Annotated in this window: 18 protein-coding genes; 3 read left to right on the top strand and 15 right to left on the bottom strand. The window is 67.3% G+C overall.

The window, feature by feature from the left end; translation table 11 throughout:
- Positions 1–219 precede the first annotated feature (219 nt).
- The 3 genes from OG588_RS22585 (at position 220) to OG588_RS22575 (ending at position 3,169) form a co-directional block, all read left to right on the top strand.
- Entirely contained in the window at positions 220–666 is a 447-nt protein-coding gene (locus OG588_RS22585; protein ID WP_405948892.1) for an ATP-binding protein, read from the top strand.
- Positions 663–923 carry a hypothetical protein gene (locus OG588_RS22580; RefSeq protein ID WP_405948891.1) on the top strand — a complete coding sequence of 87 codons (261 nt, stop codon included), beginning with the start codon at positions 663–665 and terminating at the stop codon, positions 921–923. The genes OG588_RS22585 and OG588_RS22580 overlap by 4 nt, the downstream gene beginning before the upstream one ends.
- A 1,031-nt stretch (positions 924–1,954) precedes the next feature.
- Positions 1,955–3,169: a DNA cytosine methyltransferase gene (locus OG588_RS22575; protein WP_405948890.1), complete on the top strand. Its 1,215-nt coding sequence runs from the start codon at positions 1,955–1,957 to the stop codon at positions 3,167–3,169.
- Here OG588_RS22575 and OG588_RS22570 read toward each other — a convergent pair.
- The 15 genes from OG588_RS22570 to OG588_RS22500 all read right to left on the bottom strand — a co-directional run bounded on the left by OG588_RS22570 (position 3,156) and on the right by OG588_RS22500 (position 15,954).
- Entirely contained in the window at positions 3,156–3,971 is an 816-nt protein-coding gene (locus OG588_RS22570; protein ID WP_405948889.1) for a hypothetical protein, read from the bottom strand. The genes OG588_RS22575 and OG588_RS22570 overlap by 14 nt on opposite strands.
- 102 nt (positions 3,972–4,073) lie before the next feature.
- Entirely contained in the window at positions 4,074–4,412 is a 339-nt protein-coding gene (locus tag OG588_RS22565) for a hypothetical protein (RefSeq protein ID WP_405948888.1), read from the bottom strand.
- Entirely contained in the window at positions 4,409–4,672 is a 264-nt protein-coding gene (locus tag OG588_RS22560; protein WP_405948887.1) for a hypothetical protein, read from the bottom strand. The genes OG588_RS22565 and OG588_RS22560 overlap by 4 nt, the downstream gene beginning before the upstream one ends.
- Before the next feature lie 72 nt (positions 4,673–4,744).
- Positions 4,745–5,659: a GH25 family lysozyme gene (locus OG588_RS22555; protein ID WP_405948886.1), complete on the bottom strand. Its 915-nt coding sequence runs from the start codon at positions 5,657–5,659 to the stop codon at positions 4,745–4,747.
- A 67-nt stretch (positions 5,660–5,726) separates the two neighbouring features.
- A complete protein-coding gene (locus OG588_RS22550) occupies positions 5,727–6,152 on the bottom strand; it encodes a hypothetical protein (protein WP_405948885.1) in 426 nt (141 codons plus the stop codon).
- 15 nt (positions 6,153–6,167) lie between these two features.
- Positions 6,168–9,989 (bottom strand): hypothetical protein, encoded by a 3,822-nt coding sequence (locus OG588_RS22545; RefSeq protein WP_405948884.1) that lies wholly within the window; start codon positions 9,987–9,989, stop codon positions 6,168–6,170.
- 2 nt (positions 9,990–9,991) lie between these two features.
- Positions 9,992–12,205 carry a phage tail tape measure protein gene (locus OG588_RS22540; protein ID WP_405948883.1) on the bottom strand — a complete coding sequence of 738 codons (2,214 nt, stop codon included), beginning with the start codon at positions 12,203–12,205 and terminating at the stop codon, positions 9,992–9,994.
- A gap of 42 nt (positions 12,206–12,247) precedes the next feature.
- Complete coding sequence (locus OG588_RS22535; protein WP_405948882.1) at positions 12,248–12,457, bottom strand: hypothetical protein; 210 nt, start codon at positions 12,455–12,457, stop codon at positions 12,248–12,250.
- The gene (locus OG588_RS22530) at positions 12,454–12,948 is read right to left on the bottom strand and encodes a hypothetical protein (RefSeq protein WP_405948881.1); all 495 of its coding nucleotides are present in this window, start codon (positions 12,946–12,948) and stop codon (positions 12,454–12,456) included. Before OG588_RS22530 ends, OG588_RS22535 begins: the two co-directional genes overlap by 4 nt.
- The gene (locus tag OG588_RS22525) at positions 12,948–13,442 is read right to left on the bottom strand and encodes a phage tail tube protein (protein WP_405948880.1); all 495 of its coding nucleotides are present in this window, start codon (positions 13,440–13,442) and stop codon (positions 12,948–12,950) included. The genes OG588_RS22530 and OG588_RS22525 overlap by 1 nt, the downstream gene beginning before the upstream one ends.
- A 12-nt stretch (positions 13,443–13,454) precedes the next feature.
- Positions 13,455–13,886 (bottom strand): minor capsid protein, encoded by a 432-nt coding sequence (locus OG588_RS22520; protein WP_405948879.1) that lies wholly within the window; start codon positions 13,884–13,886, stop codon positions 13,455–13,457.
- Positions 13,883–14,236, bottom strand: coding sequence for a hypothetical protein (locus OG588_RS22515; RefSeq protein WP_405948878.1), 354 nt, complete (start codon positions 14,234–14,236; stop codon positions 13,883–13,885). The genes OG588_RS22520 and OG588_RS22515 overlap by 4 nt, the downstream gene beginning before the upstream one ends.
- Positions 14,233–14,556 carry a hypothetical protein gene (locus OG588_RS22510; protein WP_405948877.1) on the bottom strand — a complete coding sequence of 108 codons (324 nt, stop codon included), beginning with the start codon at positions 14,554–14,556 and terminating at the stop codon, positions 14,233–14,235. Before OG588_RS22510 ends, OG588_RS22515 begins: the two co-directional genes overlap by 4 nt.
- A complete protein-coding gene (locus OG588_RS22505; protein WP_405948876.1) occupies positions 14,550–14,954 on the bottom strand; it encodes a hypothetical protein in 405 nt (134 codons plus the stop codon). Before OG588_RS22505 ends, OG588_RS22510 begins: the two co-directional genes overlap by 7 nt.
- Positions 14,955–15,096: 142 nt before the next feature.
- Positions 15,097–15,954, bottom strand: coding sequence for a N4-gp56 family major capsid protein (locus tag OG588_RS22500; RefSeq protein WP_405948875.1), 858 nt, complete (start codon positions 15,952–15,954; stop codon positions 15,097–15,099).
- Positions 15,955–15,961 lie beyond the last annotated feature (7 nt).

The raw sequence follows: 15,961 nt of genomic DNA, 5'->3' as shown, positions 1-15,961 counted from the left end.
CCCGTGTCCCAACAAGGATCCACCTCGTTCTACTGTTGAGCCATTCGGGTACAACTAGTGAGACGCATCCGCTACCGTCTTCAGCAGCACCGCGCAGTGCGCCGGTAAAACCGCAGTGCAGCCGCTGACGCGCGCCCATGTACCGGCGCCGTCGCCCGGGAGCGGATCGAGCCACGGTGGCGAGCAGCGCGAGCTACAACCGCGTTGGGAGACGATGAAATGGGAACTGCGTTAGCACCTCCTGCACCACCAACACCAACGTCGGCGTTGTCGTATCGCCTTTCGGCGGCGAACACACCGACTGCGCCGGCTGTGCTTCGTGATCTGGTCGTGGCTCTGTGCCGCTCGACTGGTCACGGTGCACTCGCAGGAAATGCTCAGCTCTGTGCGAGCGAAATTGTCACGAATGTCTACCGCCACACGGCCGCCCGTCTTGTTCACGTCGATGTGATCGTTGCCGAGGGTTACGTGTCCGTGTGGGTGCACGACGACCTGCCGAAGGAACTGCCCGGTCCTCCCGAAGGGTTGGAGCGCGAGGGCGGCCTCGGACTCTGCATCGTCGACCAACTCGCCGATCACTGGGGAGCCGCGCTCTACGGCGGGTTGATCCCCACTTCAAAGGCCGTGTGGTTCCGCCTGGACGAGGGTGGCAGGGGGGCCGTGTGATCCGACCCGAGAAAGTAAACGTGTCCGTCAACTGCGGTTCTGGTGACGACGTCGACGTGTGGCTCTACTTCGACGCGAACTTGCTCGTCGAGATCAAACCCGACCTCGCGCGGACGCTGGTCGTCGACCTTGCCGAGCAGGTCGGGATGTTCGCCGGCGTCCGGACCGACCACTCAAACCGTGGTTCCTGGCCCACGATCCGCGCTGCGGTCCGTGGCTCCTGGCGCCGACTCCGCGGTGTGGAGGTGCCCAAGTGACCGGAACAGAACTTGATCGCATGGTGATTGGTGTGGTCTGCCTGTGCATCAGCCTCGGCGGGGGCACGCTCCTTGCGATCTATTGGTCGATGCCGAGTCCGCGCCGAGCGGTGGCCCCTGCGCCGGTCGATCGACCGGGCTACACCTACACCTGTTACTGCTACTACGAGCCGGTACGGGTGAAGATCCTTGCGCCCAAGTCGAGCCGTGCCGCCCGGCACGGACGTCATGCCCGCACCGATCAACCGCCGCAGGACCACCGCATCCGCCCACACCACGTCTCCCGCGCGGGGGCGGATGGCGGAGGGAGGGGGACCGTTCCCGTGACGGTGGCCGCATAGGTACGCCTGCACGGTGACCCCCAACCACGACCCCCGCCGGCCACGGCCGGCGGGGGTCATCCATGCGCAGACAAAGGAGGCGCCCCCGTCCGCCGGCATTGAGTTGCGGGACGGGAGCGCTTCGACGCCTCAAACTGGTCCAGTTTGTGCGCCTGGATGGGAACCCGTTGGTTGATGGGATAGATACCAGCGTCCGCCAGCGTTGATGGCTGTGCCCTGTTTCCGGAGATAGGACAGGCTCGCGCTCACGGCATCCGGTGATGTGGAAATCCCGTCTTCCCCGAGCTGACCGACGATCTCCATGCGCGTGAGAGGAGAAGAGCTCTCGGCTAGGAGGGCGCGCACGGCAGGTGTGATGCGAGCCTTGCCTGAGGTGGGAGTGGTCCTGCTGGACTCGACGTCCGGCGGACTCGGGCTAGGGTCGCCTGTCATGCGTGCCAACGAAAGAGACAAACCGTACTCTTCGTCCCGTAGTCGCTGGAGCTGCTCGGAGGTGGCCGCGATCTCGCGCCTGACCTCAGCCAGTCGCGACCGCAGAGCTTCCACCCCATTCACCCACCTGAAGCTACCAGGCGGTTGATCCATGACCTTCCTTGCCTTCCTTGACTTGACTTGACTTGAGTTCTTCCGTTGCCGTACTCTCGTGGAAGTTCGGGGGTACGGTCGAGGGGCGAGTGCGAGGAGATGTTGGTGGGCCTTCAGGCAAGCCGCGTCGTGGACCTTTTTTCCGGCGGCGGAGGTATGAGCTGCGGCTACTACGCGCACCCCGCGTTCAATCTCGTCGGCGCCGCAGACGTTGAGGTCGGGAAGCCGAGCACAGGCCATGGCGCGATCGGCTGCAATGACACCTATGAGGCCAACCTCAAGGTGCAGCCGCTGGCCGTGGACCTGTCGGTCATCTCGGCAGACGAGTTGGCGGAGAAGCTGCCGGCAAACGTTGACGACCTTGAAGTTCTTTTGGCGTGCCCTCCATGTACCGGTTTCTCTCGGGCTATCTCGAAGAATTGGGAAGAAGACGACCCCCGGAACTCCCTTGTTGCTCGCGTGGCGGATCACGTGGCGCGCATGAAGCCTCGGGTGTTCATGATGGAGAACGTCCCTCAGCTGCTCAACGGAAACTTCCGCCATCACTTCGCGGCCCTCCGGGAAAACCTTCAGGGCATGGGCTATAAGGTTTATGCAACTTCCCATGCCCTGTCACGCTTTGGGTTGCCGCAGCAGAGGGAGCGAGCTCTCGTTATCGCAGTGGCTTCCGATCTCCCGCTCTACACTCTCGAAGATCTCTGGCGTGGTTATAAAATTAAGCCCGAGGCCGTTACGGTGCGGCGGGCCATCGCTGGCCTTCCCAAGGTTGCCGCAGGTGAGACACACCCGGACGACCCCAACCATTCGAGCACGATGCTTAAGGGCGAGTCGCTCGAAAGGATCGCGGCGATGCCTCACGATGGTGGGAGCTGGCCCGACCTCTTGGGGAACCCGAATACGGAGAAGTACCTGATCCCGTCCATGCGGAAGGCTGTCGAGCGGGGGCGCCTGAACTCCTACTGTGACGTCTACGGCCGCATGGCTTGGGACAAGCCCGCTCCCACCATCAAGCGCGAATGTTCGCATGTTGGGAACGGGCGGTACTCCCACCCCGAGCAAGATCGTCAATGCACGGTCCGCGAGCTCGGTATCTTGCAGGGGTTCCCGTCTGACTACACGTTCACCGGCGGCAGCCGTAAAAACCTGTATCGCCAGATCGGAGATGCGGTTCCTCCTTTGGTTTCTTACCAACTTGCATGGGTTGCTCACTGGATCCTGACTGGTGAGAAGCCGGACCTGGAGCAGGTGGTTCTACCGAAGACATCGCTGCGCGTAGATGACTTCGTCGTTACGGAGTCGGCTCAACTCACGCTGGTGTGAAGAGCGTCAACTCGTCGGTATCCGGCCTCGATACGACCCATGAGCCGTGACGAATGCAATACTTCGTCTGATACCAGAGTCGAACTTTTTCCACGCTGGAGTCCAAGAGCATCCTGAATACCTTGTCTCCGTTGGTCGGGTGCAGGAAGTCCGCGCCGAAGCTGATCCCCGGCTTCCCTCCTCGGTCCTTCTTGGTGAACATCTCGGGCGTGGCCGAGGTGAAGCAATCGAGCAGGATTTTTTTCGGCACCTCCTCCAGGGTGTAGACGAAGCTGTCAGGTCGCGTCTCCGCACGCAGCATCAAGATGCGGTCGTACCCGTCCATGTGTCGTGGAAGACGCTCGCGGATCTCGGCTGCGCATAGCTCCGGTGTGGTCGCCTCCCTGACCCAACGAGCCTCAGAGAATTTCTCGATCTTCACTTGGGTAGGACTGAGACCCTTGGCGGCTTCCGTCTTCAGCGACCATCGCTCGCCGTTTCCAAAAACGTCATAGGCGGACTCGCCGGGTGCCGGGTTGAGGTCAGCCTCTGCGTGCCCTTGAGCAATGAGACAACGCTTCATTACGTACTCAAAAGGCTTTTTGTTGAGGGGCGCCTCGTGATTCGAGTGGTGCAGACTCAGGAGGTTAGACATTTCTTCGGCGAACGCTGCATCTACGATTCCGACGCCGGAACCTGAGAGGAACTGAACAGGAATGTGAAGGCTCTTGACGATTGATGCCACGGTCTCAAGCTGGCGCATCGACAGAACGTCAAGCCCACTGATGATCTTGTCGGTAACCCGCTCACGGTCGCTACTCATGGGTTGAGACTACGATCAGCCGCGCCGCCTCGTCGAAGTAGTAGACGCAAGGGAACGCCCCCGTTCACCGGCACGTGCCGGTGAACGGGGGCGCAGGTGTGTCTATGTGTCGTCGGGGGTGATTCGTCGGGTGCGCTGGTCGACGCGGTCGACGGCATCGCGCAGCGATACGCCGCTGTTGGGGTGCAGTTCGTGCTCGACGTTGGCGAGGCGGCTCTCGATGCCGCCGAGTCGGCTCATTACGCCAGGGAGGGCGGGTACGCCGGGGCGAGTCTCGGTTCCCTGCCAGTCATCGACGAAGTCCTCGACCTTCCCGCCGATCCGTCGCAGGGATCGGGTCGCGCGCCACGCGATGGCGAGCGTGCCGGTGATCGCGACGACGGCGCCGCACCAGATCACAAGGGCGTCGACCCGGTCGACGCCGGTCGTGGCAAGGATCACTCGGTACGGTCCCCCTTGCGATACAGGGCGAGCAGCTCGTAGTCCGTGTCCGGGGCGGTGCGCAGCCACGCGGGCAGCAGGCTCTCGACGACGGGCAGTGCCATCACGCGCGTGATGCCGCCAGCGACGGCGAGCGCGAGGCCGACGCCGGTCGCGGTCTGTGGCACGCCAGCGGCGTCGATGATGAGGGGGAGGCCAGCGGCGAAGCCGAGCAGGGTCTGCACAACGGTGCGGATGGTGCGGCGAGTTGCGTTGGTCATTGGGGGCAATACCTCTTTCCACAGGGTGGGGATAACGGTGCCCGCCCTCGGGATGAGGGCGGGTCAGGGCTGCTACTTGCCGTAGGCGAGGCGGAACAGGGCGGCCCACCCCTTCGGCCCGATGGCCGGGTCGGACGCCTTGCCCTTGGCGCGGTAGGTCGGGTGGGCGTTGTGGAACTTGACGACGCCGGCCTGAGTCTTGGGTCCGTAATTCGGCGCCTCGGCAACGGACTTGGCCATGTAGCCGGCGGCCTTGAGCGCGCGCTGAAGCGTGACGGCCGACGGCTTGGCCTTGCCCGGGGCGAGGCCGGTCGGGAACTTCGGCGGGGTGTACGTCTTCGGCTCGTCGTCGCCGGCATCGCCCTTCGCCCACTCGCGCAGTGCCGAGGGGGACATGTAGGCGATGTTCCGGTCGAGGGGGGTCGACGTGAACTGCCAGATAGTCACCGTGCGGTTGGACGGCTTGGGACGCGCGGCGGCCTCGGCGCGGGCGTAGGTTGCGGCGCCCCACGGGTAAGCGGGGTACCACAGGGGAACGCCCGACGGGACGTGTCCGGCGGCGATGTCCGATGCGGACGTGTAGATGCCGACGACCTGTCCGGGGAATGCCTTCTTCACTGCGGCGATCCACGCCGAGGCGTACGCCTTGATCTGGGCGGCGGTCCGGCCCTTGTAGTTGCGGCCGTCGCTGTAGCGCTCAAGGTCGAGCCAGTGCAGGAACCCAGCGCCCGCGTACGGCTTCACGGCGCTGATGTAGTTGGCGGCCTCGGCGGCGGCGGACTGGTTCGGCCACGCGAAGTGGTACGCGCCGGCGACCAGGCCGGCGCCCTTGATTCCCTTGATGTGGGTTCCGAACTTGGGGTCGTGCGTGCTCTGTCCCTCGCTCGCCTTGGCGAACGCGAAGGTGAGGCCGTCGGCCTTGAGCGCGGTCCAGTTCTGTGCGGACTGGTACGCGGACACGTCGAGGCCGTGCGAGGTGCTGGTCATACGGGGTGCCTCCTGGGCATGAAAAAACGCCCGGCGCGGTGCGCTCGGGCGTACGTGGTGGGCGGGGCTAGTCCTGAATGAACGTGATGTGTAGGCGCAAATTCCGGCCGCTGCCGGCGGTGGTGGCCTCGCCGACGATCGGTTCGCCGTTGGTGGTGCGCAGCGTGGCGATGCCGTCGGTGCCGATGACGAACCCGCCCTCGGCGGTGCCGTCGTCCCAATTTCCGTTGATGGTGCCGCTGGTGGGCCGCCACCCGGCGGGGACGGTGCAGCACGCTGTGTCGGCGAGGTTGCCGGCGCCCGAGACGGCGATCGTCGCCCCGGACCGGAACAGGTACATGTTCAACTCGACGTTGTGGCCGGTGCGGTAGCCGCGGAAGTCGCTGACCGTGAACCCGGTCGCGGCCACAAGTCCCGTTGCGGTGGTGAGAGTTGGCGGGCCGTCGTTGAGCCGGTCGTCGGTGATCCGCATACCGGGCTGCCACAGGGTCACGAGGGGGATGCCTCCTTACAGGGCGACGATGGCGGGATACGCGAGCCGCACGTCGGCGCCCGCGGCCTGCGCCTTGACGATGTTGTTGCGGCTGCGGACGACCGTGAACACCTGCGGGTTGATCACGTCGACGTTGTCGTACCGGATCTGCACGGTGGCCGCGTTGGTGTTGCTGGCGGTACGGATCGAGCGGGTACCGATCTGGTTCGCCCCGCTGATCGCCGCGTCGGTGACCTCGATGCGCCAGTCGCTCGGCTCCGCGCTCGACGCGAGCCACCCCTTGACCCGGAGCGTCGTCCCGCGGCCCTGGAACCGCACCCTGACGAACTGCCCCGCCACGTGTGTGATCGGCACGGTGTACGTGCCGAGTTCCGTGGTCACGTCCGCGACGACCTTGCGCAGGGACAGGACGACCGTGTTGGTCGTGCTGAACTGCACTCGGACCATGTACATGGTCGAGGAGTCCAGCATCCGGGCCGTGACCGCGCCGTACAGGCTGTCGCCCGTGGCCAGTGCCGACGTCGTGATGTCCGCGTAGACGTCGAAGTCGGCGTGCGCCGCGGTGACCGCGGTACGGCGCGAGGTCTCGGTCGTCGACAGGGTGTGCACCCCGTAGCCGGAACCAACCGAGTAGTCCGACGTCGACCCGCCGCCGACGGTGGACCAGGACGGGCCCGAGTCGGACACGCCCCAACTCCCGGTGACGGTACGGCCGAAGCTGTCCAGCAGGAACGATGCCTTGGGCTGGGTGAGGCGGACGCCCCACACGTACCAGACGTCGCCGGCGGTCGGGGTTGCTCCGTGGCGGGCGCGGACGCTCGCCCGCGAGGCGTTGGCCGGGGCCGTCAACGACTGCTGAAGAAACGTCCATTGCCCGGCGGGCACGGCGACCGCGCTGCCAAGTCCCGTGCTGAGGAACGTGTTTGTGGCGTCGTACCAGTCGATGACCGGCCGGACGTCGCTCCACCCCTTCGGGGAGTACGCCCACATGGACGCAACGTAGGTCGCACCGGGAACGATGGCGCCCACATCGCTGCGGGCGGCGACCGCGCCGCCGGAGGTGCCGACCCCGTCGGGGGTGATCAGCAGGGAGCCGAGGGCCTGCGGGTGCAGGACCGCGGTCGAGCGGCCGACGGTGGCGGCCTGCCCGCTCCAGCCGCTTGCGTCCGTCTCGAAGAACGGGTTGGTGTTCAGCAGCCGGCCGGGCGCGGCGACGGTCATCACCTCCCCGCCGACCCGCACATCCCATGGGTAGTCGTACGCGTTGCTCGTCCAGGTCTGCCCGGCGCTGGTGAGCACGTTCACCGTGGCGGCGGTGTCGGTCGCCGCGGTGGCGAGCTGGGCGCCGCTGGTGTCGCACCACCGGAGCGGGATCTCGTCGACCACGCCCACCGACCAGGGGCCGGCGGGCGAGCAGGTGAACGTGATCGTCCACGTGCGGGGGAGGACGGTTTCGGTCCAGCCGTCGACCAGCAGCTCGACGACGCCCGAGCCGGTGAACCGCTTGGGCAGGTTGATGATGCGGATCTTGTCGCCCTCGCTGAGTGCGAGGACGGCCGGGATGAGTTCGGGGAACTTGTGCAACAGCAGGGTGATCGAGGGGTAGCGGTTCTCGTCCCATGTGGAGAGGTGGAGAAGCCAGTTCGCGACCGGGTCGGTCTGCTCGTCGGTGGCGAGGTTCAGCGTTTTGGAGTCGTCGACCAGGCCGATACCGTCTGGCGGGTCTTGGACGGAGAGCGGGCCGTCGTCGAGGACCGCGGTACCGGTAGATCCTCCCTTGCGTTGCACGGCCCATTCGTTGCGTACGGTGTCGTCCTCGATCGGCTCGAACGGCGGCGCGAGGTGACCGGCGGCGTAGTCGAGGACGAGGGCCGGCTGTTGGTTGTAGAGGGCGGCGCGGGTGCGGTACTTCAGTTCGCGTCCGGCCATGGTCTCGCCGAAGATGCCGCCGTCGGCCTCGGCGCACTCGCGCAGCAGGTCGAGCAGCGGAGCGGGACTCTGCGCGCCCACGGGCACCGTGTCGTCCGGGTCACCCACGATGGTGAGCAAGACGCCCTCTTCCTGGGCCAGTCGGCGCATGCGGGCGCCGGCGGTCTCGCCGGACCACGCGTCAACTGCGTTGACGTAGGCGGCTGTTGAGTCGGTGGGCCAGACCGAGAGGTGACCGAGGGTGAGACCGTTGAGGGCCGAGGCGTAGCCGTCGGCGGGGGAGGCGACGGCGGTCGGCCGGCCGATGGTGCCGGCGAGGGTGAAGTAGACGCCTCCAGGGTCGCCGCCGACGTCGGTCCACACGATGCCGAACTTCACGTTGGCGCCTTGCTGGGCGACGGTGAAGTTGACGCGCTGCCACCGGTTGAAGATGTCCGCCCCGGTGGCGATGTCCTGCGTGGACAGGGTGTTGCCGTCGTCGTCCTTGGCGATGATCCGGCTACTGAGCCCGTTGGTCGTCGAACCGAACTGGATCAGCCATTCCCGCACGGTGCCGCCGGTGCTCAGTACGCGCATGAAGGTCCACCGGGTGGTGGGCAGCGTGTCGAGCCGGTACATCCACTGCACCGACCACGACGTAAGCGCGGTGCTCGGCGCCGGAACGCGGCCCATCATGACGGGCAACTGTCCGGCGCTGGACGCGAGGACGGGCAACGGGCCGGACGAGGCAAGGGTGTTGGCCTGCGCCCACGTCACATTCGACAGGCGCAGTGGGCCTACGCCGGCGATCGGTGAGGACGCCTGAGCCGAACTCGCTCCTTCCTCCATCGGCCAGTACGCGAGCGGCTTGTAGGAGGGGATACGGCGGCGCAGCGCGGACGCGAGGGGCTTTGCGCCCTGGCCGAGACGGCGCAGGATGCCCGCGGCCGTGATCGGCGTCCACGCGTCCTTTTCCGAGGTGGACCACTTCGGCGGCCACTCGGGCACCTCGCCCTCGAACCGCACGATGCGGTCCGTGACCGCGGAGCCCGCGGCGAGCGTCCACACGCGGCCGGCGGAGTCCGTGAACGAGGTGGTGCCGATCGGCTGCGCGGTGAAGTCGGGCGCGGCAACGAGTGTGCCGTCGATGCCGCTGCGGACCTCGGCCCGGTAGACGGTGCCGGTGACCGCGCGGCGGGGCGGGGTGACGTCGGTCTGTTCCGGTGCGATGGACAACGGGGCTGTGCCGCTGAAGATGGTCACCGGGGCCGAACTGGTCAGGTCGCCGCTGAACTGCGTCCAGGGGCCGGCGAGGGTGGGTGCCCAGTACAGGCGCAGGGTGAACCCGCCGGCCCCGTTGTCGACGTCGAGGGTCCCGCGCACGGCAGCGTGGCGCGGCAGAGCTGCGGGGAGCGTTGCGAACCCGCCCCCGTCGACGGTGGTCCCGCCGCTGGTGGTGTTCAGGTACAGCACCCCTGCTCGCACGATCAGGTAGTACGAGCGGTTACCGGCCGCGCCCCACTTGCCGATCAGGAACTGACTGGCGGACGAGAACCAGTTCGCCTCGCCCTCCCACCGGATATCAAGGTCCCCGGTGATGTCGAGGGCTGTTACGTCGGGGGTGGTGGCGCGGTCGGCGGTGCCGGGCATTTCCAGGTGGAGCGGGCCGCCGGGGAGCGTGTAGCGGAAGGGGGTGTTGCGGTTGAACAGGCCGTAGTACGGGCCCTCGGGGTTGCGGGGCGTGTACGTCCCGTCGAGGTTGCGGATGGTGGCCGCGCACGCGGCGGGATCGGCGGCGTTCGACTTGTACGGGCGCCCGCGCGTGTGGGTGATCGGGTCACGGGTGTACAGGTCGCCGGTGATGTCCTGCCAGGCGGAACCCATGCGCAACTCGCCCTTGAGGCCGAGCGGCTGGTCGGGGAAGGCCACGGTTACGCACTCCTTCCGGTGACGGCGAATTGGACGTTTCCGCCGCGGACGTTGACCGCGTCCCGGAACACCGAGAGCAGGAAGTCGCCGACGCGGCTGCCGTCCGAGGTGAAGGTGACGACCGGCTGTGTGCCTCCGCCGCTCGTGGCGCTTGCGGTCTGTGCGGCGATGTTCGCCGCGGTGGCCTGTCCGGCGGTGGGTACGGACACGAGGTTGGACATGGCACGGTCGACCGCGCCGGAGCCGGATTCGATGCCGTCGACGACGCCGGCGGGAATCCACCGACCGACCTCGCGCGCCATGACCTTGGACGGCGAAGCGATACCGAGTGCCTTCGCGACCGGCCCCGGAATGACTTCCTTGGCCCAACCAGTGATCTTGTTTCTGAGCCAACTGCCCATGGACACGATGCCGTTCCACAGGCCCTGAACGATGTTCTTGCCCTTGCCGACGAGCAGCCCGGACAGGTTGTTGCCGATTGCGGACGAGAGGCGACCGGGAAGTCCGCGAATCCAGTCGACCATTTCGGTTGCCTTGCCGACGGTCGCGTTTTTGATCGCGGTCCAGTTTTTGACGAACAGGCCGAGCAGCGTCCAGTTAAGGAACAGGTTGTACAGGCGCCCGGGAACTCCCTTGAGCCAACCCACGATTCCGTTCCACCACGACACGACGGTATCCCGGATCGAAGACCAATGGCTTATGAGTAGACCGATCAGGGTGAAGTTCATGAACGCCTGAACCATCATGTCTTTGGCCCAGATCAGTTTCCCGACGATCCAGTCCCAGACAGCGAGCGTCCACCCCTTGATCTCGTCCCAATATGTGATGACGAGCACGACCAGGGCGGCGATAGCCATTCCCACCCAGCCGACCGGCCCGAGGCCGGCGATCCAGGCGGCGGCCATCTCCGCGCCCGCGATCGTCGCCGCAACACCGATCGCGGCGAACGCCGCGCCAATGACCACCGCGGCGGCGGTGAACTCGGCTCGGTGCTTGCCGACGAATCCGAAGAACGCGGTAAGGACCGGTACGACATTGTCGCCGAGAAATTCGACAAGGTTCTGTTGCATCGAATTCTTGAAAGCCGTTAGCTGCGCCCCGGCATTGTCGCGCAGTGTGTTGCCGAGTGCGTCGGCCGCGCCGCCGACCTCGCCGAGACCCTTCGCGGCGGTACTCGGGTCCATCGCATAAAGCGCTTTTCCGAGGTCTTCGGCCTGAGTGCCAAAAAGTGCGGTAGCCGCTTGCGACTGCTTGATCGGGTCCTTTATCGCGCGGAGCCGGTCGAGGGTGGTGTCGAGTGCTGCCGTCGCCGAGGTGCCGCCCTTGCTGAACTTGGCGGCCATATCGTCGGCATTCAGGCCGAGAGCCTGAAAACCTGCCGCAGTGCTCGCCGAGCCATCAATGGCCCGGATGCTGAACTCTTTAATGGCGTCCGCAGCGATATCGGAATCTCGGGCGCCTGCCTGAATGGCCTGGTTCATCAGGCCAACGGCCGTGGCGCCGTCCAGTCCCGCCTTACGGAATTGCGTCCCGTATTCGTTGAATGTGTCGACCAGGTCGTCGGCTTTATTTGCGGACGACTGGAATCCCTTGGTGAGGACGTCGAATGCCTCGTCGGCGGACGAGACGAGACCGGTCCGCAGCATCTGCGCGACCGCGTTCGTGACCCCGCCGAGGTCCTGGTCGAAGGTGTTGGAGAGGTCGGCGACCTTCGTCGATATCGATTCGATCTGTGCGTTCGTCGCGTCCGGCGGGAGCAGGCCGGCGCCCATGGTCGCCTTGATCGCCTCGGCGGCGCCCTGAAAATCCTCCGTGACCGCGGACGAGTACAACTCGCCGGCGACCTCGCCGTACCGCTTCGCCTCGGCCGGCGTCGCGCCGAGCTGCGCGCCGAGCTTGGCCGTGATCTGCCCTTGGCCGATGGCCTCGGACAGGCCGGCCATGAGGGCGGCGCCGAGCGCGCCCCCGATCACGCCCATGGCAAGCCCCTTGAGCTTGCCCGTGAGGGTGTCGCCGGCTTCCTCGGCGCCGTCGCCGGCGGCGTCGTCGAGGCCGTCGCCGAGCGCGCTGCCGGCGTCCTCGCCTCCCGCGCGGGCGCGCTGGGTGATCCGGGCCAGGGCTGCCCGTAGCCGGCTTTGGAAGCTGTCGAGGCCCTGCTCGGCCTCGCTGTCGTCGACGGTGATCGTCGCGGCGAGTTCGCCGACAGTGAGCGCCATACGCGGGCCTCCTCTCAAGGGGGCCGCGCGTGGCGCGCGGTGTTACGACCGCCGGGGCTTCTTCGGCTCCGGTGGGAGGTTGAACAGGCGTTGAATGCGGGAGTCGGCGGAGAGCAGGCCGAAGATGCGCACGCGCAGCCATCGCCACGACCGCTCGTCGAGCAGGCCGGGCGCGCTGGCGTCGATGCCGTAGAACTCGTGCAGGTCTGCCTCGACGAGCGGCCACTCGTCGAGGAGTTGGGCCCACGTCACCTGTGGTGCGCGCCGCTGCTGCCCTTTCCGCCGGGCCGGTTGGCCGGGCGGGGCCTCGTACCACTCGAAGAGCCCCGAGACCGGGTCGAACTCGCCGTGCCCGATGGGGCCTTGCGGCGCTGTTCCCGGTTCGGGGCCAGTTGAGAAGGGTCGCCGCCGGTGTTCCAGTACGCCTCTGCGCGGTCCTTGCTCTGGATGATCCACACCATGGCGGTCACGGCGGCGTGCTTGAGCATCGGCCACTCGACGCCGTCGGCAACCATCTCGGCGTGCGCGCTGCCGAGGACGTCGGCGTACATGTCGCGCTCGGCCGCGTCGGCGAGGACTTCGCGGTCGGCCTGTCCGCCGTCGGCGGCCGTGGCGGCGGCCTGCATGATGGCCTGCACCCGTAGACCGGTCGCCGCGGACGGCGCCGGAACCCGGTAGGTCTTGCCCTTGATCGGGAGTACGAGGGAGTCGTCGAGCAGGTTGCCGAGTTCCTGAAAGGCCACTACGAACCACTCCCCGCGAGCGGGTTGGTGATCGCGGTCTTCGCGCCCTTGCCGGTGAGCGTGACGCCCACCGAATCCAGGTCATCGGTGGCGCCCCCGTCGGGGTCCCACGTCACCAGGGCGCGGCCCTCGTACGCGTCGGCGCGGCCCTCGCGGTCGTACCAACGCACGTGCACGGTCGCGCCGCTGCCGAAGCTCTCGGCCGCGAGCCTCAGCTTTTCCTGCGCCGCGTTGAACGCCTTCGTCGTCGGGTGGTAGCGGTGCAGCATCGTCAGTTCGACGGACCACGCGAGTTGCGTGACGGTGTTGTCGGCCCAACCGCCGTCCTCGTAGGTGGTGGAATCCTGCTGCGTCGGGTCGACCGCCGGGTCGAACTCCTGGATGCCGGGCACGATCACCCACGACGGGGTGCTCGTCGCGCTCGTGTCGAGTTCGAGGCGGTACCGGCGCGCGAGCGCGGTCTCGGTCTCCGTCGGCTGTACGGGGGTGGACAAGGGACGGTCCTCCTACTCAAGTCGGGGGTGCGGCCGGTGAGCGCGCAACGCGTAGTTGCTGGTCCGCTCGAACCGGCCGAGGGTGTCGGCGCCGAGCGGTGCGGCGGACTGGCGGGTGATCAGCACGACGCGGGCCGTGCCGAACAGGAACGGGCCGGAGTTGTGCAGCACGTCGAACAGGGCGTCGTCGAGGGCGGCCACCTCGCGCGGATCGGGTCCGGCGCGGGTACGGGCCTGTACGTAGACGGTGGTGTCGGTGAGGTTCTGCGAGTTGGCCGTGTCGTAGGCGGTGAGCACGACGGCGCGGTCCGGGCTGTCCGGCATGACCGTGTCGGTGATCGCCGTCTCGTCGGCCCCGTACATGCCGTCGGGCCGGTAGGTAGCGATGTCGGCGGCGTCGAGCAGCTTCGCGAGGCCGTCGACGACGTCGGTAAGGAAGCTCACCGCAGAGCCCGCCGGACCTGCGCGGCGATCAGCGCCTGCACTTCGTCGGCGACCTCGGGCAGCACGCTTTCGAGGTACTTCGCCGAACGTCCGGGCAGGTGCCGGGCGTTCATGTCCTCGTGCACGCGGACGGCGTACGGGGTGTCGTAGGAGACGGCGGCGGTCAGGTTTCCCTCGTCGACGGTCGCGGCGCCGGAGCGTTCGAGGGTGCCCTCGGCGACCGGCACACGCTGCCTCGATGCGGCGAGGGTGTGCTCGGCGGCGAGCAGCAGACCACGGGCAGCGGCCTGCCGGATCGCCCGGGTTGCCGCCTGGCCGTTCCAGCGAACATGGGCGCGCTGTGGACTCATTCGCAACTCACCTCCGTACAGGCCGGAACGGGAAGCCCTGGTGCGGTGTGGTGGGCGATGTTGATCGCGGTCGTGAGGCGCCCGTCGGGGAGGGTCAGGCGCGATCCGGCTGGACAGTCGAGATCGGGGGCGGCGATGACCTGCGCGGTCGAGATGACCTCGCGCCCGTCCGCGGCGCGCACTATGCGCACCGCTTCGGAGACGAGTGCGGGCACGCCCTCGACCTCGTCGGCGTAGCGCGGCCCGTAAGCGCTCTCGCCGAGGTAGGGCTCGATACGGATGCGGTGGCGCAGCAGGACCGCGGGAACCCGGGTCACCATGGCCTCACGCAACCGGGGGTGAGACCGGCGCGGCGCAGGATGCGGTCGGCGCGCGGGGCGAGTTCGACACCGGTCGCCGTCGAGATGCGCGAGCTGCGGCCGGACAGGGAGACGGGGCCGATCGAGACCGAGTCCCACTGTCCGGCCGCGCCGGTTCCGTCGTCGCCGGCGGCGAGTTGGTACTCGACCTGTGCACAGGTGGCCTCGCGCAACGCGATCTGAATCGCGGTGTCGAGCGGGTCGCCGTCGTCGTCGACGGGATAGACCGCGGTGAGCAGAGCCGAGTCGATGTCCTCGCCGGCCCGCGCGAGCAGCCGCTCGGCGTCGGCGGGGGCAGGCTGGCCGGTCCACGCGGTGAGCTGCTCAGGAGTGGCGTATGGCTGCCGAACAGCGATCACCCCCTCGGCGCGGTGCCGGCAGCGGAACGGGCCGTCGGCTTCTTCGCCGGCGGCCCGTTGGCCTGCTGATCGCCTTCCGTTGTCTGCTCGTCCTCGTCGCCCGGAGAATCCTCCGGGCGGGAGTGGTAGCGGCGCAGCAGCATCAGGCAGCCGCCCCCCGGGTTTTGAGTACGACGATTCCCTCGTCGTCGAGCCGGTGCGTGGCGTAGTGCACGTTCGTGGTGACCACGGTCGTGCGGGCGAGGATGTCGCGGTCGGTCTCGACGAGCGGCCGGCGCTTGTAGAGCAGCCCGAGGGAGCCTCGGCGCACCATCAGCGCGTTGTACGTGGCCGGGTTGGTGTCGTCTGCCGCGGTGGTGGTGACGCGGTCGGACACGAAGATGTTGACGCCGCCGATCTGGCCGATCACGCCCCGCGGGATCACGGCGCCCGTGCCGAACTTGTCGGCGCTGATGAAGTTCGGGTCCTTGTAGATGCTCGCCCGCTGGAGCGAGTGAATGATGATGCCGGCCATGTTCTCCGGCTCCCACTCGTCGCCGAACTTGGCGATGCCGTCCACCATCACATCCCACGACAGGGGGTCGGTCGCGGCGTTGACCATGATGACGCCGGCGGCCTCGGCTGCGGCCGTAAGGTCCTTGTCGATCTTCCGGGCGATCAGTACGCCGAGCTGTCGCTGCGTCTCTGCGAACGGGTCGCCGAATGCGACAAGGCGAGCCTTGTCGGTGATCTCGACCGCCTTACCGGCCTCCTTGATCGTGGCCGTGTTGCCCGGGTCGGTGCCGAGCTGCTCGGGGGTCATCGGGGTTCCCTCGGTGAGGTCCTCGGCCTCCGTGAGCCCCTTCCACTTGGGGAAGTTCACGGAGTCGCCGGGCTTGCCTTCGAGGGTGGAGTCGTTGAGCGCCATTGCGCCGATGACTAGCTTGCCCTTGAACTTGTTTTGCACCATGTCGGCCCAGACGTCCGGGACGATCATCTGTGCCGCGGTCGTCTTCGCCATGCGGCAG

It is taken from the genome of Streptomyces prunicolor (assembly GCF_045162825.1).
In the GTDB taxonomy this organism is placed as follows: Bacteria; Actinomycetota; Actinomycetes; order Streptomycetales; family Streptomycetaceae; genus Streptomyces; species Streptomyces prunicolor.
Note: the sequence above shows the minus strand (reverse complement) of the source record. Positions and strands in the feature narration are given on the sequence as shown.